Source organism: Sporosarcina ureae, assembly GCF_002082015.1.
In the GTDB taxonomy this organism is placed as follows: domain Bacteria; phylum Bacillota; class Bacilli; order Bacillales_A; family Planococcaceae; genus Sporosarcina; species Sporosarcina ureae_A.
On the sequence record NZ_CP015109.1, the window covers coordinates 347834 to 368984 of the forward strand.

The window sequence follows — 21151 nt, forward strand, 5'->3', positions numbered from 1 at the left end:
CGTACATTAGTAAATAGTTAACCCATTTACCGTACAGTCGGCTTAATCAACACTTTAATCTCTTCTTTATTTTCCTCAACCATTTCCTCCAATAACTGATTCGCTTCCTCATTCATCTTTTCATCGCCGAATTGATAGCCGTCTAATTTTTCTTCCAGAAAGGTGATGAGATGTGCATTTAGTTCGTTTATTCTCTTGGCGTATTCCTTTTGGTACTCTTCCGGATCCATATGCAGCTTTTTGGCTTGAGATTCAGCAAAATCACGTATTTGCCTGCCGCCTTCATCTTTTGTGTTTTTAGGAGGCAGTTCTGCAAACCAGTCTGGATCCGTTTCTAAATTCCCAGTTATATCAAAGCCCATTTCTTGTACCTCTTGTTTTACTAATTCTAATTTAATTGTTCCATCCAAATAATCCAATGCAGTCTCATCAGGATATAAGAACCGTAAATCCCCAATCGTAATTTCCTGCCCTTTTACAATGGCTGCCGGTTCATGATCATCATATTTCGATATGCCGCTGCAACCGGATAGGAGGAAAATAAGCAGAACAAGAGAGTATCTGAAAAAAGCTGTCATCACTACATCTCCTAATCCTTAATTTTTAAAATATGCCGTTTTTGAAACAACTATGTGTGACTATCGCAACCGTTATTACGATCATTATGATGGTTGAGCTATTTCTTCTTTTTTAAATATACCAATCAACAACATAACGCGTCCGATTATGAAATGATTGAGAAAATATACAGCATGATGAATGTCACCTAGGGATTTTTAACAATTACGGCATTAGTTAAATCTACTGCAAAAGCAATTGCCCACACTCGGTGCTTTCTTTTCTCCAACTTCCTCTTACTTTAAACATATGCAATAATCACACCAAACAAAGCAATTAAATATCCCACACCAATCGCCATTCTCATTCTTCCAGTTTCAAGTGAATTGTTGTTGGTACTTACTTTTTAAATTGACCTGTATAATGAATAGGGTTAATACTTTGTGCTGGAATCGCAACCGATCACGGGATGGTGGTTGCAACCCGTTGATCTGCGCTGCAACCAGACGCGTTCCGCGGGCACGGCTTCCGCACCGATTAACTCTGCGCGTGTTTTAAATTCACTTCCATAGACGCACTCGTTTGTTTTATAGAGTTTTCAACAATCGCTATTTTCTCTTTTATATTTATCTTTTTGCAAAGCAAATAACAACCAAATCATAAATAAACCAATAGATACATACCTAACATCTTTTTCAATTGGATGTCCAAGTGCCCACCCTAGTAAGTCTTTACCAATAAGGGTTATGAGAGTTAAAGTAAAAACAACTAAAAAAGAATGGATCATTAATTTCAAAAAATTAATTTCTGAGATTTTTGGTAGTTTCAACATACCCCACCTTTTTATCTACTAAATTTACAAAACTATCAGGCACAGTGCTTCTTCCACAACTGCGCACTTTTGTACAATCAGTCTTCTTTTTATAATAATTTTATAAGAGTTGAGACTACGAAGTAAGTTAGGAATCCCGCAACAAAGTAAAAAATGTTTTTCTTCATAGTTTATTAAGATTCCCCTTTCATAACAATCGTGCCTGATTACTTTGTAACTTTTAGCCATAGTTTCTATCCAAAAACAGGAGTAGAAAACTACTTGCACAAAGGAAAAATGCAATTCGAGTTATGATGTAAATGGAGAGTTCAACTTTAGTTAATTTCCTTTCCTTCTTAATTTTCTTGAAATGAAAATAGTAGTAAATACCACATATGAGCAGGACAACACCTGATAACTGATATATGTTTTTTAACAACTCAATCAAGAAAATCCTCCTCTCCTAAATGGTCTTTTAATGGCACAATCCTTATTCCAGAATTGCACTCGTTAACGTAAGAGCGGTTACAACCCGTTGATCTGCGCTCCAGCCGGACGCGTGTCCTATGGGCGGGCGGTGAACCACACTACTCGCTTCGCTCGCAAAAGCCTTTCTTCGTTATGGCTCTCGCTGATCCTCTTGGCGTCGCCGGCTGTAGCGAAGATCAACTAAGCAAGTACACAGAAGATATACTACAAACGCGCCCGGTAAAGGCAAATTAGTCAAGATCCGTTGACTTGCGCTCCAGCCGGACGCGTTCCCGAGGGCGGGCGGTGAACCACACCCCTCGCGTTGCTCGCCGGGTGTTTTACCTGTCCCGCTGATCCTCCGGGAGTCGCCGGCTTCCGCTCCAATCAACTAGCCAACTACAAAGAAGTCTCCTCCATAAACGCGCCCGATAACGCAATAAGCGTGATGCGAATCATTCACAAATAACTGACCAATTAATAGCTAAAAAATCTTGTTCTACCTGAGCAGTCATATTGTGTTCCACGCAGGATTTTTTTGCGTTTTGAAACGAGTTATAATTTGAAAAACCGACTATTCCAAGAAATGAAAAGATGATTAGAGGAACTATAAATAACTTCTTTTTCTTAGGGTTCATAGCCAATACCTCCTTACCTGATAATCTGGCCCGATTCTGGAACGATATTGTATAACAAGACTTACGTTTTATTTGCATGTGAATCACCGTATACTTTATAAACAACGCTGCCAAATGTAAACTTAACAGGGTATAATGAGATAATAATAGCAATTATCTGGCTGGCTGTTTTGATTACTCCTGTCAGATGCAATTTGTCGTTAATGACGAAGTTTGCTAATTGAATTAGACCAAATACAATACTGACCGATACTGCTAACGCAAACAAGATTAAAGCAGCTTGTGATATAGACAGTTCTCCTAATTTTTTAATGCTACCATCACTGATTGAAAAGCTGATATAAGATAATGGGAGTAACAATAAGTACCAATTTGAATAGCCAAATACAATCCAAGAAACTCCCATTACTAAAAGTAAAATCCATCCGATTATATTAAATGCCTTTTTGTTCACTTTCCCTTTCATCCTTCCTTAAGAATTGAAGTATCCCGTTACATCCCTCTCTTAAATACGGATCAACCTTTGCTTACGTTTCACTCTTAAGAAATATTGGCCCGATTACTGAAAGAGTATAAATAATTCATAAAACAATTGCGTTCATTATGGGCGAAATACTATGAAAACTCCTGATTTTTCTAAGTGTTTAATCAACTCTGAACAGCGCGAAAATCTAAGCTTGATAACAGTTGTGTAGTGCAAAATAGAAGTACAGAGTTTTGAAAAGAAAAAGTACATAACGTTGCAACTGAAGTTTCAACAAAAAAAGGCTTGCCAGCCTTCCAAATCTTCTCTACTGTATTGGTGTCGAATCAAATCAGTGGAGGTTGAAAGGAATGCTAGCAATGCCTGAAATTAATTGTATCAAACTAATGAGGAATCAGAAATCATTATCTATTAATCATATATCAAAAACTCTAGGTATTAATTGGAGAACAGCTAAAAAATATGCAGATGGTGATCAATTGCCGCAGGAAAAAGAAAGAAAAAGAACAGGAATGATGTATACAGAAAAATGGGGAGAAATTGTTGGTGATTGGCTTTGGGAAGACCAAAAATTAAAAAGAAAAGATAGAAGAACAAACAATGGAATCTTCACTGCACTGCAAGATATGGGATTTAAGGGATCCTATCGTACTGTTTCATACTTCATTAAAGAATGGCGTGAAGGAAGAGAAGATATTGAAGGTGAGACGAAGGACAAAAACTATGAGCGACTCATTCATCCCCCTGCTGAAGCACAATTGGATTTTGGATTGATGCAAGCGGTTCAAGACGGAAAATATCGAGATATTCATTGCTTAGTCATGTCTCTTCCTTTTAGTAACAGTGCGTATGCAGTTCCATTGCCGGCAGAAAATCAAGAGTGCCTCTTACACGGCATGAAAATGATATTTGACCAACTAGGTGGAGTTCCTAGAAAAATCCGTATTGATAACATGAAAACAGCTGTCGTTAAACCAAGGAATAGAAACGAAGAAGCTGTATTCACAAGTGAATTCTTACAGTTTGCCAATCATTATGGATTTGAACCTCAAGCATGTAATCCATACTCCGGTAACGAAAAGGGAAATGTAGAAAACAAAGTCGGTTACGTTCGATATAATTTCATTACTCCAGCCCCTGTCATAGAGAGTTTAGAAAATTTGACTAAGCTACTAGAAGAGCAACTAACGAAGGACCGACAACGCGTTCATTATAAGAAACAAGTTCCTTTACAGGAGCTACTGCAGGAGGAGTATCAATACCTTTTAGCGTTGCCTGAAGAAGACTATCCAGTATTCAAAGAAGAAAAAGTAAAAGCGAACAAGTATGGAGAAATCACGTTAGATAAAGTAAAGGTCTATGTTCCGAAAGCCTATAATTACAGCAACTTGTCTATAGTGAAATATTGGGATCGCTTTAAGGTGGTATCTCCTCACGGAGAACTTTTATATAAAGATAACCGACCCTATATGCATAGGAATCGCGAGATTCCATGGAAATCCATCTTAAAGGCATGGTTAAGTAAACCGCGGCAGTGAGCTACTCTCGTTTTTCAGTTTATTTACCAGGGCGTATTTATGAATACCTAAATATCTCCAGTCTTACGATTCGTAAAGAACGCATCAACTGGCTTCTTGGGCTATTAGCTACTTATGAAATGAATGAAATCAATGACCAATTCTATGAGCTGTTGGGTGGCCAATCAGACACTTTGAAAGAGCCAGAGGCGCATCCATATGATATTGATTGGAGCAATTATGATCAGCTCCAGAATACCTCGCAGATTGAAGGTGAGGTGCAGTGAACACAGATTTACAGACGATGTGCAAAACTTTACGCTTAGCTCATGTGCATGATGTTTTTTCGGATATTCCATACGAGAACCCGGTTCAATTTCTTGAAGATTTATTTCAAAAAGAGCTGCAGCTGCGAGAAGAGGCGAAAGCTTAACGATTAATAAAGAAAGCAAGATTTCTACAAAAGAAGTCCCTTTCGTCATTTCAATGGAGTGAACAAATTCATTTCCCTTCTCACATTGATTCACAAGAGTTATGTACTCTAAATTTTATTAGACGTAAGGAAAATTTAATCTTAACCGGTGCGCCTGGTACAGGGAAGACTCATTTAGCAACAGCAATTGGATATGACGCCTGTAAGCAAGGTCTCGAAGTACGCTTTTACAGAGTATCAGATTTGGCTGAAGCCTTGGAGAAAGCATGGCAAGAAGGTAAGTTAACTCAGTTTAGAAACCGCTTTAAAAGCGTGGACTTGATCATATTAGACGAGATGGGGTACGTGCCGTTCAATAAAGAGGGAGCAGAGCTCCTCTTTCAGCTCATTTCTGACTGGTACGAACAGAAAAGTTTGATCATCACTTCAAACTTGGAATTTAGTCAATGGAATCGCGTTTTTAGTGATTCTAGATTGACTGCTGCTTTAGTAGATCGGGTGATACATCATGCCCATATATTAAATTTTACAGGAGATAGTTTTAGGGTAACTAACGCATTATCACGTCAAAAATAAGACTAAAATGAAGGCTGGCAAGCTTGTGTATTTTTCTTTGCATTCTTCTGCACTTTTTTCTTGCAAAACACAACAGTCACCCAATTGAAGTGATTTATTACGAATACAATCCCATTATTTTGTCTTTAGTTAAAGTATTTAATCGTCTCATATCAACAAAAATAAGGTAACTGCCACTGCTGTGTTTTCAACGCTTGTTTACTAGTAGGATGATCCCAGCTTGGATACACTCTTAATGCCATTTTTCCTTTTGTTGAACTGGAGCTAATCATATCCTGGTGCAACATCACTTCCTTCGGAAAAATAAATTGTCCAAACTCATGTGTATTTTTAAAAGTAGTGATCACGAACAAATCAGGTGCTTCCTCGTATGAATAAGGTTGATTTTTATCGTTTTCGTCCTTTTCCCAAAACGCAACAAACTGCCCTACTTTTCTAGGTGTTGTATTCGCTACCCTAAATCGAACAGTTCTAGAAGCTATTTGAAATGTACCAGCGCCGTACTTAGCATTTTGCTTTTCTTCTTGCACCGATTGTAAAATCAAATGATTGGGCTCATACATCATTTCATTAATATAAGTAACTGCACTATAAAAATCTTTCATGGTGTGCCCCTCTAATTCGTTATGGATTACAATATTATCCTACTACTTATTCTTACTAGCATAGCATTTTTTATTGGACGTCGTGTTTAGTTCATGCGATACTTTTTATGTCTTATGAGCGAGATATATTACCGGCTGTTTACTTCCCGAATGCTAATATTTCACTTCAACTTTCACTTGAAGATGATAGTCATTATCATTTGTTTATTGTATAATGAATTTGGCCTTTTCCTTATTCATTTCTTGTAACGAACGAAATGGACTCCAAACATACCGATATTTGGATTAAAAGCATTAGTAATTTTAAGATTTTACTTTGGAAAATGAAAATTTATACAAAGATAGGTTAATTGTCATGAAAAAATGGCCATTGTTTGTATTATTTTTTACCTGTATGCTAGTGATCTCCGCATGTGGATCTAAAGATACGGATAAACAAGCAGACGAATCGTCTAGTACTACTCAAGAAGGTGCGGAATCAACTGAAATAAAAGTTCAGCATGAACTTGATGATCAAGAAGTGGTGTTGAATAAAGTGCCAGAGAAAATTGTTGTAATGGATTTTGGTGTATTAGATACGTTGGATTCATTAGGCATTGAGGTTGCAGGTGTTCCACAAAATGTGGTACCTGAGTATCTAAAAAAGTATGCTGGATCTGAATATACAAGTGTAGGAAGTTTAGTGGAACCAGACTTTGAAGCAATTGATGGAATGAAACCGGACCTAATTATTATCGGAGATCGTCAAGCCGAAATGTATGATGAATTTAAAAGTATTGCTCCAACCGTTTATATGAGTGTCGACTTTACGAACTATATGGATTCGTTTACAGACAACATGGAAACGATTGCGAACATATTTAATAAAGAAGAGCAATTGACAAAGAACTAACAGAAATAAATGAAAAAGTCGATGCTATTCAAGAGAAAACGAAAGATCTTGATGCGAAAACGTTGATTGTCATGGTGAATGAAGGAAAAATAAGTGCTTATGGACCTGGTTCGCGTTACGGTGGATTCATCCATGATGTTGCTGGGTACAAAGCGGTTGATGAAAACATTGAAAAAGCGAAATTTGGTCAATCCATTAACTTTGAATATATAACAGAAAAAAATCCAGACATTATCTTTGTCGTGGATCGTAGTGCAGTACTAAATACCGCGCATGATAGCACAAAGGAAATGTTTGAAAATGAACTGGTGAAAAAAAACAAACGCTTATAAGAATGACCATATAATTTATCTAGACACAGAAGCATGGTTCTATGGCGGTGGATTGCAATCATCGAAAAAGATGATTGAAGATACAGAAGCCTATTGGAATGAATAGATTCACACTCCTTATTTTATTTCGCTATTTATAGCCTAGACTATACGGAAAACTATAAGTAAAACCATCTAAAGCTGCCGGGATATCTCCGTTAGCGTTAGATGGTTTTTTTGTAGGAATTATTTTTGATCTACCTTCATTAATAAGGTAGACCAACATTTTTCAGCCCTATGAATTGAATTCTTTACTTTTGTTATCCAATAGTATAATCGTCGTATAAGAATCAATAGTAGATACTGAATTTAGTTCCTCGAAATGTAAAATTTCATTTATAGTCTTTTCAGTTTCCATCACTAACTTATGTGCATCATGGTTAGAACTTTTTATTGTGGTTTGAATGATAATGGACTTTTGATAATTAGTATTCATATCGCCAACTACGTCAATATGTTTGTTTGTAATAAGCTTCTGCCAAATCATTTCCTGTAGAAATACCTGATTCGATATAGTGATAAAGACGTTTTGATTTTCTATTTATTTTATCGAGCTTTGCCTGAATAACTTCTTTATGATTCGTGATCAGCCCGCCATGTCCAGGAAATACGATATCAGCTTCAAGCTGCTGAATTCGTTTCAGCGATTTGCTGTATTCCGCAACGGCCTGCAGCCGATTGCCCTCGAGATCCGGATCAATAATTGCATTTGTTGAGCTGTTAGCAAAAAAAAGATCTCCTGAAAACAGCCATTTTCTTTTTTCATCATATAAACAGATCGAGTCAGGTGAATGTCCAGGTGTGCCTAGCACACGAAGACCAGCTATTTCATCGCTTTCTTTAATTAGAGTAATGTCTGTCTGCAATTCTTTCTTTTTTACATTTTGGATAGTGTCCTGCATTTTTGCAAGACGGACCGCCCCTTGTTCACTACAATCCATTTCTTCATACAGTTTTTCAAAAAATGTGTAGCGCATTCGTAAAAAATCCGTATCCATCTTTAAACGCGGCACAGCTAACGGGTGCGCATAGACCGGCACTCCTTTCTCTTTCAAAATATACGGAACCAAACCAACATGATCTTCATGATGATGCGTTAATATAATGCGATCAATATTTGAAACATTTAACTTTTGCTCAGTCAGGACTGCTTGTAGCGCCTGCAGGCTTTTCTCATTAGTAAGCCCCGCATCCAGTAATGTAATGGAATCGTTGTCACGTATTATATAAAAATTAAATGATTGCAATGAATGGTTTTCAATTGGCAGCACAACAGGATAAACCTCCCTGCCGTAACGGCTAATAACAGATTTCATTTAATTCACTCCTCGTTTCCATATTAAAACATAAAGATCCAGAACGCCAAAGATTCACACGTATGAAAGGATTGTTTTGTGAAATCCTATTAAAAAAGGAATGAAGTTTAGTGACCGGTAAAAAGTATACTGAAGCAGGCACAAACATTGAAGATGTCAAAAAGCAAAACGCCAATTCAGGTTTAACTTATAATGAAGTAAAGGAATTGATTGCAAAAGAAATGATGAAGAAGGAATCGCCTTCGGACGATATGATAAATCAAAGCTAATTTTGCATATAACGTACCTACTGACTAACAAAGACTAACTGTCCTACCAATCCGGGAAACTCTCCTACCACGGCGTTATTCAATACAAAAAGCAAACTTCGTTTAGAAGTTTGCGTTTTCCATGCATTATTAATTCGAAATGACCGGCAGCACAATATGTGTTGGATATTGAGCACCATGATGAATTATCTGATTCGCTTTGATCATTTTTTCAGTATCCTTTGTTGTATCTCCCGTATTCGGGTTTACTTCGAAACGCGGAAAATTACTTGAAGCAATTTCAAGACGTATGGAATGTCCAGGTAAAAATACATTGCTTGTTGCCCATAAGTCTATTTCATATTCCACAACCTCGCCGCACAAAGGTGCTTCTTCTTTATTCCCATTCCGATATTTAGCTCGTACAATGCCGTCCGTTAAATTATAAGCTTTTCCGTTGGGCATCACATCAATCAATTTCGCAATGAAATCTGTATCAACCGCATCTGAAGACGCCCATAATTTCACTTTTATCCACCCTGTCACTTCAACCGGTTCTGTCAGAGGCTCTGTTGTGTAAACAGCGATATCCTCTCTTTTTTCAAGTCCCTGCTGATCACGCGGCCCTGAATTTCTTCCTTTATAAAATAACGTGCCGCCCCCGTGACTTGGTACAGGATTTTCAGGATCATGTACATAATAATCTTCACCGGCTTCTACAGGCTTGTTCCATATTAAGCGACCCGATTTCATATTTTCATTCGCATAACCGTCGCTTTCTATATATAAAGGTGTCAATTGAGTTCGCTGCAGGGGCCATTCTTTTTCAGATCGCCACTCATTAATCCCCATTACAAAAATCTTTACAGGATCCTCATCCGCTGGAATACTTGTATGTTCTTCTTTTAGCCAATAGTCAAACCAGTCAATATGAAGAGATGTTATATCCTCTTTCCCATCAATATTATGGCCGGAAGCCAGACCGCCAAATGCACGCTCACCAATGTCAGAGTCTACATATCCATGAGACCATGGTCCGATAATAAGTTTTTGATTGTTCAAAGAGCTTTGCATTTGCTCGTAATTTAATAAAGTCGGTGCTAAATGGCTGTCATACCAGCCTGCTAAATGGTATGCCGGAAGTCGAAGCGGTCCATTTTCGTCCAATCTTTTCAACATTTCCTGTTTTAATTCCCCACCAAAATCATTCAGGAAATATTTTTCATAGAATGGGATCAATACCGGATGCTTTTGAACAGGTTCCCACTTTTCATAAGGGACTGCCTGATGGTGCTCATCGATACGGTCCAGATCTTTAATCACTTCAGCCATCGCTTCTTCGTAATTATCTACTCCAGCTCTTTTCAAATAATCATACACGACGGAATCAAGCATCCATGTTTGGGCAGCTGCCAATTCCGTAATTCCACCCCGGGCAAATAAACCGCTTTCTTTCATATTCCCAGTCATTGCAGGAAAGATCGCTTGCAGCGCTTCCGGCTTTTCCAAAGCTGCATACAGCTGTGTAAAACCGTAATAAGACAGGCCAAACATACCTACTTTGCCATTGGAATACGGCATTTCAGATGCCCATTCCACCGTGTCGTATCCGTCTTCAAACTCTTGAATAAATGGTGCAAACTCTCCTTCAGAAGCAAAACGTCCGCGCACGTCCTGAATAATTACAATATAGCCGCTCATTGCAATGCGGATTGGATCAATATAACGGTGTGAAAAGTCTGGAAGGTTTTTATTATAAGGCAGTCTTGTCAATAAAACCGGAAAAGACCCTTCTTCCGCCGGACGATAAATATTAGCGTATAACTTCACTCCGTCTCTCATTACGCATGGCACTTCTCTGTCTACAATAATTTTCTGATCGTTGTTCATTATCCAACACTCCTTCTTTTATATGTAAAAGCCCTGTGCAGAGGATTAATTTCCACCAACACAGGGCCCCCTGTTTTTATTTTCCTAACATTTCATTCACTTTGTCCTGATTATTGTCGATCCAATTTTGTGCCACTTCTTTTGGATCTTTTCCTTCAGTTTCAATCTGTTCGATCATTTTTTCTACATCATCAATTGAAATACTCCAGTTACTTAAAAACTCATAGACTTTTGGATTATTTTCTTTTAATTCTTTATTCGTGATTACCTCTACTGAAGCTTTTTCGAAGTATTCTCCTTGATCATCTTCAAGAACTTTTAAATCGAACTTATTAAACATCGTATGAGGTCTCCAGCCGAAAAACGCGACCGGCTCTTCTTTGCTCATAAAACGTTGTGCCTGCGCCAGCATTCCTCCTTCAGATGAGTTCACCTGCTTCATGTCGAGGTCATATCCTTCAAGCATGTCGTTAATAATACCTGTTGCACTTGCACCATCTTCAATCCCGTACATTTCATTGTTGAATAAATCTTCTTTTCCTTTAATATCACTTACTTTATTAATATCGTCCATATAAGTTGGTACAACCATACCTGTTGCTACATCGTCATAGCTTACCGCTGTTTGTTCAATATTATCTTTATATTTTGCAATGTGGTTTTCATGCGCTGGAAGCCATGCATCCATAAACACATCTATATCACCGCGGGAAAGACCGATAAATACGTTCCCGGCATCCGCTTTTACTTCTTCTGCTTTATACCCCATATCTTCAACAATCAATTTAGCAATCTCTGTAGGTGGAACAGTACTAGTCCAAGGCGTTATTCCAAATGTAACTGTTTTGCTTTCGCTTTCACCTGAATCTTTGTCTGACGTTTGTTCTTTGTCGTCTCCTGACGAACATGCAGCTAGCGCTAATAGCAATAACGCAGTCATCGTACCCATTAAAAACTTTCTCATTTAAATTTCCCCTTTTACTTTTTTGTTCCAATACTTTGCGTAATTCTATCTAAAATGATGGCAAGCACAACAATTGCAAGACCACCTGTTAGACCAAGTCCAACGTTAACTGTGGAAATACCAGTTAATACTGTATCCCCTAGTCCTGGTGCACCGATCATAGATGCAATGACCGCCATGGAAAGTGCAAGCATCATCGTTTGATTAACACCAGCCATTATCGTGGGAATTGCCAGTGGAAATTGTACTTTTGCAAGCAATTGCCAGCGGGTTGCGCCAAATGCTTTGGAAGCTTCAATGACTTCTTCCGGCGCTTGTCTAATACCTAGACTTGTCATGCGTACTGCCGGCGGTGTGGCAAAAACGAATGTTGCGATAACTGCCGGTACAGCGCCAAGCCCGAATAATAGAATCGCGGGAATTAAGTAAACAAAACTCGGCAACGTCTGCATAAAGTCCAAAATCGGACGAATTATGCGGTCGGCTGTCCTGTTGAGCACCGCTAAAATCCCGACCGGAATCCCGATAATAACGGATATCAAAGTAGAAACAATTACGATGGCTACTGTTTGTACAGATTCATCCCATAAATTAACGGCACCGATGTAAAATGCACCGATCAGGGAGAACAATGCCAATCCTTTGCCAGAAACTTTCCATGCCAGCAAAATGACTAGCAGTACAATAACTTCAGGTGGAATAATAAGAAGAAAGTTCGTTACTGCATCAATAAATGCCCGCAGCATGTCGCTTATTTTATCGAAGAAACCAGACGTATTTGGAAGAAGCCAATCGTCTACAAATGTATTTGTCCATTTTTCTATAGGTAAGTTAAAGTAGTTCATAATGAAGTCACCTCGCTAGTTTCTGAATCTTTCTCTTTGCCGAGTACTAGACCGGAAAGGATGGATACGCGCGAAATAATTCCTAATAACTTGCCGTCTTCAACAACAGTTATTGGATACTTCGAATCGACCGCGATTTCAATCAGTTCATTTAGCGGGGTAGTCGGAGGCACTGAAATCACTTCTTTAATGAGCATTTCATTTAGCGGGATTTCTTCTTTATATGCTTTTATCGCATCGTCAATCGTTAAAAGACCTTCGAAATGATTTTCTTTTCCAACAACGAAGATACTTGAAGCGCCAACCTCTTCCATTTTGCGGACTGCCATACGCGGTCCATCTCTATGTGTCATCACAACTTCTGGACGTTTCATGACATGAGAAGCTTCGAGCACTTTGGAACGGTCTACATCTTTAACGAAGTCTGTAACGTAGTCGTTTGCAGGGTTTTCCAGAATTTCTTCGGCTGTTCCAATTTGAACGATTTGTCCGTCTTTCATAATGGCAATACGGTCACCGAGTTTTAGTGCTTCATTTAAGTCATGTGTGATGAATAAAATCGTTTTTCCTAATTTGCTCTGCAAATTCATTAATTCATTTTGCATTTCTGTCCGTATAATCGGGTCCAGCGCACTGAATGATTCATCCATTAATAATATATCCGGATCATTCGTCAATGCCCGCGCAATACCGACGCGCTGCTGCATACCACCGCTTAATTCTGATGGATAACTTGCTTCATATCCTTTCAAACCGACATCTTCAATCGTTTTTAACGCTTTTGCTTCGCGCTCTTCTTTTTTAACGCCTTGCAGTTCCAAGCCGTAAGCGACGTTGCTCAAAATCGTGCGATGAGGAAGCAAACCGAAGTTTTGGAACACCATCGCTAATTTCTTTCTTCTCGTTTCCAGTAAATCTTTATGATTCATTTTTGTCAGGTTTTCACCATCGACAAGAATTTCACCGCTTGTCGGTTCAATAAGACGGTTCACAAGACGGATAAGTGTTGATTTACCGCTCCCTGAAAGTCCCATAATAACGAAAACTTCACCGGTTTTCACTTGGAATGCCGCTTTATTAACCCCTACTGTCATGCCGGTTTTTTTCAGTATTTCAGGTTTTGTATGACCGTCTTCTAGCATCTTTAAGCCCTGAAGTGCGGGTGAACCAAAAATCTTCGTTAAGTTTTTCACTTCGATTTTATACATAAGAATTCTCCTTTAGTAGTCGCAGTTGAACCCTGCAGCCTGACAAGCTTATCGGCGAATGCCGATTGTACGTCCTGCTTGCTTAGGTATTTCCAGCTGATGATCTGCTTGCGCTTTTGTTTTGATCGTATTTGAAAATGCGGACGGAAAAGGCGCTGCTTTTCCTGTCTCAGTATCGATCCCCATTAGCATTTGCTCACTTGTTGCAACGAGTTGACCATCTGCATTCATCATGTTGAAAAAGATATGCAATCGTTTCTCATCTGTATCAAGGAGCTGTGCAGCAATATCCAGCTTTTCACCTTCACTTGCTTCTAATAAATAACAGAGATGGGTTTCTAATGTAAAAATCGTATAACTATAAGTTTCACGGCCTTTTTCATCCAAACCGATATATTCCATAAATGAATCGACAGCCGCGCTGAACGCTTGCGCATAAGCAGCGTCGTTCATATGTCCGTTGTAATCCACCCATTCTTTTAGCACATCGGTGGAATAGTTAAATGTCTTCTGTTCCATCAAATACTCCCCCTTTTAATCAGCTTACTTTGAAGCTTTTGCCGGTTCATGCCAATATTCTTCTACTAAATCAAGAAGTTTCACTAAAAACTCATTGCGCTTTACTTCCAATTCAGCAACTGAGCTTTCACCAGCATGTGTTTCACAGCCTTCAATTACTTTTTCTTTCAGTTCATCAGTCAATTCAGGCGCTTCTAATTTCGTCCATGGCAATTTCAATGCGGGACCAAATTGTTCAAGCATATGGCGCATTCCTTTTTCTCCGCCCGCGAGATGGAATGTCAAGAATGGTCCCATTTGCGCCCAGCGTAATCCTGCCCCATATATAATAGAAGCATCAATTTCTTCAGTTGTTGCAATCCCGTCATTAACTAAATGAAGCGCTTCACGCCAAAGTGCTTCCATTAAACGGTCAGCCACATGTCCTTCGATTTCTTTTTGAATAACGAGAGGCTTCATCGTAATAGATGTATAAAATTCTTCTGCTTGCGTGATAATTGCCGGATCCGTTTTTTGACCGCCTACTAGTTCAACTAAAGGAAGAATATAAACAGGGTTGAACGGGTGTGCAACGATAAGCCTTTCAGGATTCTGCAAGTCTTCTTGCAATGTACTTGGCATAATGCCTGAAGTACTCGAAGAAATAATCGCTTCCGGTTTTGCGTACTGATCAATTTCAGCTAAAACGCTCTTCTTTAATTCCAAACGTTCGGGCACGTTTTCCTGAATGACGACTGCGTTTTTAACAGCTTCTTCAATAGAAGGTGCGAATGTAATACGGTCTGCAGATGTTTCAGGATTCAGTCCCATATGTTCTAACGACGGCCACGCTTGCTGAATAGCAGCTTTTGTTCGCGCTTCTGCTCCTTCAACCGGGTCATATGCGACTACTTCCAAACCTTGAGCAAGGAAACGTGCAATCCAGCCATTTCCAATAACGCCTGTGCCAATAACGGCTACTTTTTTTACAATTGGTGTACTCATTACGCCTTACCTCCAACGGGGTTTTTCAGTTTATAGAATTCTCGAGCTTCTTGCGGAGTCATTATTTCAATGCCATTGCTGTGAAGCATACCGACAGCTTTATCGACGAGCTGCTCGTTTTTTGCAAATACCCCTTTTGATAAATACAAGTTATCTTCCAAGCCGACACGAATATTCCCGCCAAGCATTGCAGTTTGCATTGCTATTGGCAATTGCATACGTCCAATCCCAAATGCAGACCAGTGTGCATTTTCTGGAAGGCGGCTTTTAAAATACATAATCGTTTCAGCATCCGCTTCCGCCCCCCATGGAATACCTAAGCAAAATTGGAACATCGGGTCCCCATCAATTAATCCTTCATCAATGAGCTGTTTTGCAAAACGAAGATGGCCAGTGTCGAAACATTCCAACTCAGGTTTCACACCGCTTTCCTGAATCAGTTTTGCGTGTTTACGAAGCCATTCAGCAGGACTTAAGTAAATCATATCGCCGAAGTTAAGGCTTCCGCAGTCAAGCGTACACATTTCAGGAAGCAACTCTCCGACAGGACGGTGACGCTCATCCGGCGTTTGAATGAATGTGCCTGTACCTCCTGCAGCCGGTGTATCTAAGTTAGGAATAAAATCGCCGCCGCCACCTGCTGTAATATTAACGATCACATCAACTTCTGAATCTCGAATTCTATCCATAATCTCTCTGTAATGCTCAACGTCATGGCTGATCCCGCCAGTTTTCGGATCACGTGCATGTATGTGAGCAACTGTTGCACCAGCTTTTGCTGATTCAATTGCAGAATCTGCAATTTCTTTCGGTGTAATCGGAACGTATTGGCTAATGCCAGTTGTGTCTCCTGCACCTGTGACTGCTGCTGTAAGTAAAACTTTATTTTTCATGAAATAACCTCCGATAATTTTCCGCCTACAGTTACTGTACCGTCTAGACGGTTTTGATATATTGAATACTATACAGTTATTAGAAAAGCCTTTCAACCCCTAGGTAACTAGCATCTCTTATGTTCTTATCAAGTAAAACCTGCTTCAAGTCTGCTATTAAGGTATTTCTATTGCGCGGTCCATTCACGTAATTTTTTGTAAACTAGTTCTTTTTGCTCACCCCTAATCGGGTTAATATCAAACAGGTCAGCCAGCCAAATACCATCAGACGCTAACCGGATAATCGTAGCAATAACGGGATCAATTCCATCTTCCTCCACTTCATGTTGCCATTCCAAATAAGCTTCTCGGATCGGACGCATTAAAATTGGATTAATAGCCTTCGCAGCAAGTAATCCCGAATGCATATCTTTATTCGGATAACCTTTTTTAAACGTGACGTCTAAATACGCGCGGGTAAACTTCCCTCTTTCTTTTTCATCTTCTTCGGCTTGTGTATTTATTTTAGTTTTATAATTCCTGGCCAAATGTTCAACCATTTTTTCAACGAGCACTTCTTTTGATTTATAATGATAGAGCAAACCGCCCTTGCTAATACCTGCTTCTGCTGCCACAGCTTCAATCGTTAAATGAAAAATCCCTTTTTCCGCAACGATCTTAGAAGCGGCGTCCAGAATATCTATTTTTCTTGTGCTCCCAGTCATTTCTGTTCCTCCTTAGGGTATATCATATTATTCACTGTACCATCCGGACGGTTTGTTTTCAAATGAGGTGGGGCGGACTTAGCTGGACAGTGTGGTTGTTGCGAAGTTTGTCTTGAGCGTTTCGAAGTTTTGTGGATTCTTTTCGAAGTGGCGGCTGAGTGTTGCGAAGTTCGTATTCAATGTTGACAAGCAATAATCATTCATCAAAAAAATCTATGTAAAACAGTTTACATTGTGTCCTCTTCATCAAATCAATCATTTTTACAACTTCAAGCTATTTTTCCAATATGGACTTGCCCTAAGTATATTTACTTCCTTCTTTAATGCTAAGAGTTGACAATTCCTCTCTGTGTTTATCAATAAACTGGATAACCAATTTTGGATTTGTCTTACTATAATCTCTCAATGCCCATCCATTGCTTTATTAATGAAAAATTCATCATCATCAAGATTATTAATTAAAATCTTCTCCAAAAGTTCTTCGTTCATAGCAAACATTTGATGATTAATTACAATTCGTCTTAACCAGATATTTTCATCTAAACACCACTGCATCATTGTCTTATCAACGACTGGATATTTAAGAGCAATATCCCCTATAATTCTATGAAAGCCGTATACTGAACTATATAAAGAAAGGAAGAATAAAAACAAATACATACGTTGTAATGAATGAGAAATATGCCAAAAAATATGCTTATTTGCATTACGGGCATTAGTATTTTCAAAGTTTTTCTTTATAAAAAGATTTTTAAAAAGAGAGGGTATTATCATGAAAAAGTGGTCTTTATTTGTATTAATATTTACCTGTATGCTAGTGATCTCTGCATGCGGATCTAAAGATACGGATAAACAAGCAGACGAATCATCTAGTACTACTCAAGAAGGTGCGGAATCAACTGAAATAAAAATTCAGCATGAACTGGATGATCAAGAAGTGGTGTTGAATAAAGTGCCAGAGAAAATTGTTGTACTAGATTTTGGTGTATTAGATACGTTGGATTCATTAGGCATTGAGGTTGCAGGTGTTCCACAAAATGTGGTACCTGAGTATCTAAAAAAGTATGCTGGATCTGAATATACAAGTGTAGGAAGTTTAGTGGAACCAGACTTTGAGGCGATTGATGGAATGAAACCGGACCTTATTATTATCGGGGATCGTCAAGCCGAAATGTATGATGAATTTACAGGTATTGCTCCAACCGTTTATATGAGTGTCGACTTCACGAACTATATGGATTCATTTACAGACAATATGGAAACCATCGCCAACATATTTAATAAAGAAGAGCAAATTGACAAAGAACTAACAGAAATAAATGAAAAAGTCGATGCTATTCAAGAGAAAACGAAAGATCTTGATGCGAAAACGTTGATTGTCATGGTGAATGAAGGAAAAATAAGTGCTTATGGACCTGGTTCGCGTTACGGTGGATTCATCCATGATGTTGCTGGGTACAAAGCGGTTGATGAAAACATTGAAAAAGCGAAATTTGGTCAAACCATTAATTTCGAATATATCACAGAAAAAAATCCAGACATCATCTTTGTTGTGGATCGTAGTGCAGTACTCAATACTGCTCATGATAGCACAAAGGAAATGTTTGAAAATGAACTGGTGAAAAGAACAAATGCGTATAAGAATGATCATATAATTTATCTAGATACAGAAGCATGGTTCTATGGCGGTGGATTGCAATCATCGAAAAAGATGATTGAAGATACAAATGCCTATTGGAAAGAATAGATTCACACTCCCTAATTTCATTTCGCTATGTATAGCCTAAAGAAAAACCATCTAAAGCTTTCGGATGATCTCCGTTTGCTTTAGATGGTTTTTTCTGTAGGTACTATTTTTGATCTATCTTCATTAATAAGGTAGCCCAGCATCTAAGATTTAGCAACAAATCTAGTTCAACTACTGCGCTTTATCTGTAGAACATTTAATTATTCCGCTTTTCGATTGGCACTTTTGTTAAATGAGTAATAGGCAGTGCCAGCTATAAACAACCCTGTACTAACCCACATCGTTATGCCGTTCCATTCTCCTTTCGATAACGTAATATTTGCTAGATTGACAAGATGTATTGCGATAAAGAAAAAATATAATCCGGTCATCGTCTTCATTACTTTAACCCTCCATCCCTTTTATTTAAAAAGGAGTTGTTTACATGTCATATCACAATAATATATTTCATATAAAACATCTATAATTCATACGGTACTATGGAGAACATCTATTACCGGCTTTTTGTGAAAATGAGAGGAGAAGATTGTATGAATGGGAATAGCATACCAGTCACATTTGAGGATATTTATAAGTTGCTTGTACAATTTAGTAATCAAATTGAGGAGGTCAGAAAAACATCATACAATTTAACCCTCAATCTTTCGTACTCTCTACCCGATCCATGGAATCAATTTATTGATTTCTTCGATCTGGGGGGTTATTACCACCATCGTTGTCAAGGTTATGTTGAATGTTTGCGTATAACGTATGCCTATTCACAAAGGAGTATTGAAATTTGGATCCATGAATTAGTAAATCCAGCTGCTTCTAATTTCATGAACGCTATGCAGTTAATGAATGATATCAAGGAAATTCCCGAATTTCAAGGAAGCGCCCAGTTATCTAACCTAGAACATCAAATGAACGACTTTCAAAAAACAGCGATGATGATTTTACAATATTCCAACAACCTTGATTCAATGTTTTTGCGAGGATGTTAATCAGGTACCAGGTCCCAAATCAATTCTGAATAGTGCTGGATCCTGGTACTGGTATTTATTGTAGCTTGTACGATTTTATTTCCTTTACTTTTCCAGAGCTTGCAGTATTACTAAACCTAAATACATCACGGAAATTAATCTTCATACCATTAGCCAATGAAACTACCCCATTTATTGAAGCGAATTTCCCGTACGTTATTACTTGGTAAATTTCAAGGCAGTCAATGTCGGGAATAGTTTCATCACACAAAGTAGTAATCAGTGAACATTGAACTTCTATTTTTTTTATCTATTAATCGAAACCATATAACAGATTCATCTGCATATGCCTTGCTTCCTTCGTTTTGCTGCTTTAACATAGCCACTGTAAAATCAATGACTATTGCATCCTAGGTGCATTATTACATCTTTTTGATTCCTAAGGACAATGAATCACACTCTCTGCAGTGCACACTTACGTCCGATTCTAGCATACATACTTCACTATTCCCCTATGTATTTCTCTTTGGTACTTACCTTCACTAAAAACGGATATAGAATGATAACCAAAATGAATAAAATGGGAAATAAACTGAGTAGTATAGCTCCTGGCACGTCAAAGAACAATTGAATGACCAGTGGCAATAAAACGATCGGAGTTAACATCCCTACTTTCCCTTTGGATTTTTGCGTTTGATACTGTTTTTCACCGCAGTATGGGCAAGTCATGGCCGGGTCCAATGTAGACGTCTTTTTTATGGTTTGTTTCCAACTCCATTGATTATTGCAATTTTCACATGTAGGCATTCTATTACCTCCTGTTTTCAAATGGCTCGATTACGTGACGTAAGCAATCGAGCTGGTTTATGTAGAAATTTACTTTCTACTAGTGGCGATGAACATCGATGCATCTTGATTCGCAAAAAGTTGTTTTCCATGATAGAAAGTCTTACATGTATTAGATGTAAATCCAACTTCGGTTAATAGACTTTTTACTTCATTATGCGTAAATCCACTATGAATTTTCGGATGACTGACTTTTTCATTTTTGTCAAAATCCACAATAATTAGCTGGCCATCATTTGGTAAAATGCTAAATAACTTTTGCAAAATTAATTTAGTGTCGGGAATATGAAGAAGAACTAATGATACGAACACGATGTCAGCCTGAAGTTCGGGCATGTCTTCAGTGAAGTCTGAATACAGTACTTCGCAATTTGTAATGCCTCTTGCACTAATTTTGTCCTCGGCATCCTGTAACGCTTGTTTTGAAGAGTCCACGAGCACTATCGAATCTACTAAGTCCGTTAGTTCTAAACTAACTAAACCAGAACCACTGCCGTAATCTACTAACTTCTTTGATTCATTCCCTCGTAATAATGGTCTTACTTCTTCCACAATCACGTTAACTAATTCCATTCGTTTTTCTGTTTCCATACTTCACTCTCCTATTTCATTTATCGTACTACTTATGGCAATTTATATCATTTTACGGAACAAGCATCACTCCACTATTCA

Annotated in this window: 22 protein-coding genes and 3 pseudogenes; 7 read left to right on the forward strand and 18 right to left on the reverse strand. The window is 38.3% G+C overall.

All coding sequences use genetic code 11. The features are described from left to right. Positions 1-26: 26 nt before the first annotated feature. The 4 genes from SporoP17a_RS01715 to SporoP17a_RS01735 all read right to left on the reverse strand — a co-directional run bounded on the left by SporoP17a_RS01715 (position 27) and on the right by SporoP17a_RS01735 (position 2929). Positions 27-578, reverse strand: a complete 552-nt coding sequence (locus SporoP17a_RS01715; protein WP_083031587.1) for a hypothetical protein — start codon at positions 576-578, stop codon at positions 27-29. A gap of 578 nt (positions 579-1156) precedes the next feature. Beyond that, a complete protein-coding gene (locus SporoP17a_RS01720; protein ID WP_083031590.1) occupies positions 1157-1387 on the reverse strand; it encodes a hypothetical protein in 231 nt (76 codons plus the stop codon). A 905-nt stretch (positions 1388-2292) separates the two neighbouring features. After that, on the reverse strand, positions 2293-2475 hold the full coding sequence (locus SporoP17a_RS01730; RefSeq protein ID WP_083031596.1) for a hypothetical protein: 183 nt from the start codon (positions 2473-2475) through the stop codon (positions 2293-2295). A 61-nt stretch (positions 2476-2536) separates the two neighbouring features. After that, positions 2537-2929, reverse strand: a complete 393-nt coding sequence (locus SporoP17a_RS01735; RefSeq protein WP_083035832.1) for a disulfide bond formation protein DsbD — start codon at positions 2927-2929, stop codon at positions 2537-2539. 380 nt (positions 2930-3309) lie between these two features. Between SporoP17a_RS01735 and istA the strand changes: the two genes are divergently transcribed. The 3 genes and pseudogenes from istA to istB all read left to right on the forward strand — a co-directional run bounded on the left by istA (position 3310) and on the right by istB (position 5485). Continuing rightward, positions 3310-4497 (forward strand): IS21 family transposase, encoded by a 1188-nt coding sequence (gene istA / locus SporoP17a_RS01740; protein WP_233193667.1) that lies wholly within the window; start codon positions 3310-3312, stop codon positions 4495-4497. Next, complete coding sequence (locus SporoP17a_RS16940; RefSeq protein WP_233193666.1) at positions 4494-4763, forward strand: hypothetical protein; 270 nt, start codon at positions 4494-4496, stop codon at positions 4761-4763. Before istA ends, SporoP17a_RS16940 begins: the two co-directional genes overlap by 4 nt. After that, positions 4760-5485: pseudogene (gene istB, locus SporoP17a_RS01745) on the forward strand (IS21-like element helper ATPase IstB). Before SporoP17a_RS16940 ends, istB begins: the two are co-directional and overlap by 4 nt. 152 nt (positions 5486-5637) lie before the next feature. Here the strand turns inward: istB and SporoP17a_RS01750 are convergent. After that, positions 5638-6090: a MepB family protein gene (locus SporoP17a_RS01750; protein WP_083031599.1), complete on the reverse strand. Its 453-nt coding sequence runs from the start codon at positions 6088-6090 to the stop codon at positions 5638-5640. Between the two features lie 355 nt (positions 6091-6445). Between SporoP17a_RS01750 and SporoP17a_RS17290 the strand changes: the two are divergent. Next, positions 6446-7420, forward strand: a pseudogene (locus SporoP17a_RS17290) (siderophore ABC transporter substrate-binding protein). A gap of 382 nt (positions 7421-7802) precedes the next feature. Here SporoP17a_RS17290 and SporoP17a_RS01765 read toward each other — a convergent pair. Then, positions 7803-8669: an MBL fold metallo-hydrolase gene (locus SporoP17a_RS01765; protein ID WP_083031605.1), complete on the reverse strand. Its 867-nt coding sequence runs from the start codon at positions 8667-8669 to the stop codon at positions 7803-7805. Between the two features lie 110 nt (positions 8670-8779). Between SporoP17a_RS01765 and SporoP17a_RS16825 the strand changes: the two genes are divergently transcribed. After that, positions 8780-8938: a hypothetical protein gene (locus SporoP17a_RS16825; RefSeq protein WP_099640062.1), complete on the forward strand. Its 159-nt coding sequence runs from the start codon at positions 8780-8782 to the stop codon at positions 8936-8938. Positions 8939-9067: 129 nt separating this feature from the next. Here SporoP17a_RS16825 and SporoP17a_RS01770 read toward each other — a convergent pair whose 3' ends face one another. From SporoP17a_RS01770 to SporoP17a_RS16930, 9 genes and pseudogenes are all read right to left on the reverse strand, one after another. Next, positions 9068-10807, reverse strand: a complete 1740-nt coding sequence (locus SporoP17a_RS01770; RefSeq protein WP_083031608.1) for a CocE/NonD family hydrolase — start codon at positions 10805-10807, stop codon at positions 9068-9070. 76 nt (positions 10808-10883) lie between these two features. Continuing rightward, a complete protein-coding gene (locus SporoP17a_RS01775; RefSeq protein WP_083031611.1) occupies positions 10884-11771 on the reverse strand; it encodes a glycine betaine ABC transporter substrate-binding protein in 888 nt (295 codons plus the stop codon). Between the two features lie 14 nt (positions 11772-11785). Beyond that, positions 11786-12616 carry an ABC transporter permease gene (locus tag SporoP17a_RS01780; protein ID WP_083031614.1) on the reverse strand — a complete coding sequence of 277 codons (831 nt, stop codon included), beginning with the start codon at positions 12614-12616 and terminating at the stop codon, positions 11786-11788. Beyond that, complete coding sequence (locus SporoP17a_RS01785) at positions 12613-13824, reverse strand: quaternary amine ABC transporter ATP-binding protein (RefSeq protein ID WP_083031616.1); 1212 nt, start codon at positions 13822-13824, stop codon at positions 12613-12615. Before SporoP17a_RS01785 ends, SporoP17a_RS01780 begins: the two co-directional genes overlap by 4 nt. 48 nt (positions 13825-13872) lie before the next feature. Next, positions 13873-14343, reverse strand: coding sequence for a thioesterase family protein (locus tag SporoP17a_RS01790; RefSeq protein WP_083031619.1), 471 nt, complete (start codon positions 14341-14343; stop codon positions 13873-13875). A 24-nt stretch (positions 14344-14367) separates the two neighbouring features. Beyond that, positions 14368-15327, reverse strand: a complete 960-nt coding sequence (locus SporoP17a_RS01795) for a 3-hydroxyacyl-CoA dehydrogenase NAD-binding domain-containing protein (RefSeq protein WP_083031622.1) — start codon at positions 15325-15327, stop codon at positions 14368-14370. Then, positions 15327-16220 (reverse strand): beta-keto acid cleavage family enzyme, encoded by an 894-nt coding sequence (locus SporoP17a_RS01800; protein WP_083031636.1) that lies wholly within the window; start codon positions 16218-16220, stop codon positions 15327-15329. The genes SporoP17a_RS01795 and SporoP17a_RS01800 overlap by 1 nt, the downstream gene beginning before the upstream one ends. Before the next feature lie 167 nt (positions 16221-16387). Beyond that, a complete protein-coding gene (locus tag SporoP17a_RS01805) occupies positions 16388-16924 on the reverse strand; it encodes a TetR/AcrR family transcriptional regulator (RefSeq protein ID WP_083031638.1) in 537 nt (178 codons plus the stop codon). 298 nt (positions 16925-17222) lie between these two features. Next, positions 17223-17698: pseudogene (locus SporoP17a_RS16930) on the reverse strand (DNA alkylation repair protein). Here SporoP17a_RS16930 and SporoP17a_RS01815 point away from each other — a divergent pair. Further along, positions 17697-18671, forward strand: a complete 975-nt coding sequence (locus tag SporoP17a_RS01815) for a siderophore ABC transporter substrate-binding protein (protein ID WP_083031639.1) — start codon at positions 17697-17699, stop codon at positions 18669-18671. The pseudogene SporoP17a_RS16930 and the gene SporoP17a_RS01815 overlap by 2 nt on opposite strands. 200 nt (positions 18672-18871) lie before the next feature. Here the strand turns inward: SporoP17a_RS01815 and SporoP17a_RS01820 are convergent, their stop codons facing one another. Continuing rightward, complete coding sequence (locus SporoP17a_RS01820; protein WP_083031640.1) at positions 18872-19051, reverse strand: hypothetical protein; 180 nt, start codon at positions 19049-19051, stop codon at positions 18872-18874. 150 nt (positions 19052-19201) lie between these two features. Between SporoP17a_RS01820 and SporoP17a_RS01825 the strand changes: the two genes are divergently transcribed. Next, positions 19202-19654, forward strand: coding sequence for a hypothetical protein (locus SporoP17a_RS01825; protein ID WP_083031641.1), 453 nt, complete (start codon positions 19202-19204; stop codon positions 19652-19654). Positions 19655-20137: 483 nt separating this feature from the next. On the opposite strand, the gene SporoP17a_RS01830 is transcribed toward SporoP17a_RS01825, so the two are convergent. Together SporoP17a_RS01830 and SporoP17a_RS01835 are read right to left on the reverse strand one after the other, a co-directional pair. Further along, the gene (locus SporoP17a_RS01830; protein ID WP_083031644.1) at positions 20138-20440 is read right to left on the reverse strand and encodes a TIGR04104 family putative zinc finger protein; all 303 of its coding nucleotides are present in this window, start codon (positions 20438-20440) and stop codon (positions 20138-20140) included. 69 nt (positions 20441-20509) lie between these two features. Further along, entirely contained in the window at positions 20510-21070 is a 561-nt protein-coding gene (locus SporoP17a_RS01835; RefSeq protein ID WP_083031647.1) for a class I SAM-dependent methyltransferase, read from the reverse strand. Positions 21071-21151: the final 81 nt, after the last annotated feature.

Excerpts from the sequence above, each read along its gene's own strand:
- SporoP17a_RS01730 (WP_083031596.1), bottom strand. The coding sequence starts at position 2,475 with ATGAACCCTAAGAAAAAGAAGTTATTTATAGTTCCTCTAATCATCTTT.
- SporoP17a_RS01780 (WP_083031614.1), bottom strand. The coding sequence starts at position 12,616 with ATGAACTACTTTAACTTACCTATAGAAAAATGGACAAATACATTTGTA.
- SporoP17a_RS01830 (WP_083031644.1), bottom strand. The coding sequence starts at position 20,440 with ATGCCTACATGTGAAAATTGCAATAATCAATGGAGTTGGAAACAAACC.
- SporoP17a_RS01790 (WP_083031619.1), bottom strand. The coding sequence starts at position 14,343 with ATGGAACAGAAGACATTTAACTATTCCACCGATGTGCTAAAAGAATGG.
- istA (WP_233193667.1), top strand. The coding sequence starts at position 3,310 with ATGCTAGCAATGCCTGAAATTAATTGTATCAAACTAATGAGGAATCAG.
- SporoP17a_RS01775 (WP_083031611.1), bottom strand. The coding sequence starts at position 11,771 with ATGAGAAAGTTTTTAATGGGTACGATGACTGCGTTATTGCTATTAGCG.
- SporoP17a_RS01805 (WP_083031638.1), bottom strand. The coding sequence starts at position 16,924 with ATGACTGGGAGCACAAGAAAAATAGATATTCTGGACGCCGCTTCTAAG.
- SporoP17a_RS01820 (WP_083031640.1), bottom strand. The coding sequence starts at position 19,051 with ATGAAGACGATGACCGGATTATATTTTTTCTTTATCGCAATACATCTT.
- SporoP17a_RS01750 (WP_083031599.1), bottom strand. The coding sequence starts at position 6,090 with ATGAAAGATTTTTATAGTGCAGTTACTTATATTAATGAAATGATGTAT.
- SporoP17a_RS01815 (WP_083031639.1), top strand. The coding sequence starts at position 17,697 with ATGAAAAAGTGGTCTTTATTTGTATTAATATTTACCTGTATGCTAGTG.
- SporoP17a_RS01800 (WP_083031636.1), bottom strand. The coding sequence starts at position 16,220 with ATGAAAAATAAAGTTTTACTTACAGCAGCAGTCACAGGTGCAGGAGAC.
- SporoP17a_RS01715 (WP_083031587.1), bottom strand. The coding sequence starts at position 578 with ATGACAGCTTTTTTCAGATACTCTCTTGTTCTGCTTATTTTCCTCCTA.
- SporoP17a_RS01785 (WP_083031616.1), bottom strand. The coding sequence starts at position 13,824 with ATGTATAAAATCGAAGTGAAAAACTTAACGAAGATTTTTGGTTCACCC.
- SporoP17a_RS01795 (WP_083031622.1), bottom strand. The coding sequence starts at position 15,327 with ATGAGTACACCAATTGTAAAAAAAGTAGCCGTTATTGGCACAGGCGTT.
- SporoP17a_RS01835 (WP_083031647.1), bottom strand. The coding sequence starts at position 21,070 with ATGGAAACAGAAAAACGAATGGAATTAGTTAACGTGATTGTGGAAGAA.
- SporoP17a_RS01765 (WP_083031605.1), bottom strand. The coding sequence starts at position 8,669 with ATGAAATCTGTTATTAGCCGTTACGGCAGGGAGGTTTATCCTGTTGTG.
- SporoP17a_RS01825 (WP_083031641.1), top strand. The coding sequence starts at position 19,202 with ATGAATGGGAATAGCATACCAGTCACATTTGAGGATATTTATAAGTTG.
- SporoP17a_RS01770 (WP_083031608.1), bottom strand. The coding sequence starts at position 10,807 with ATGAACAACGATCAGAAAATTATTGTAGACAGAGAAGTGCCATGCGTA.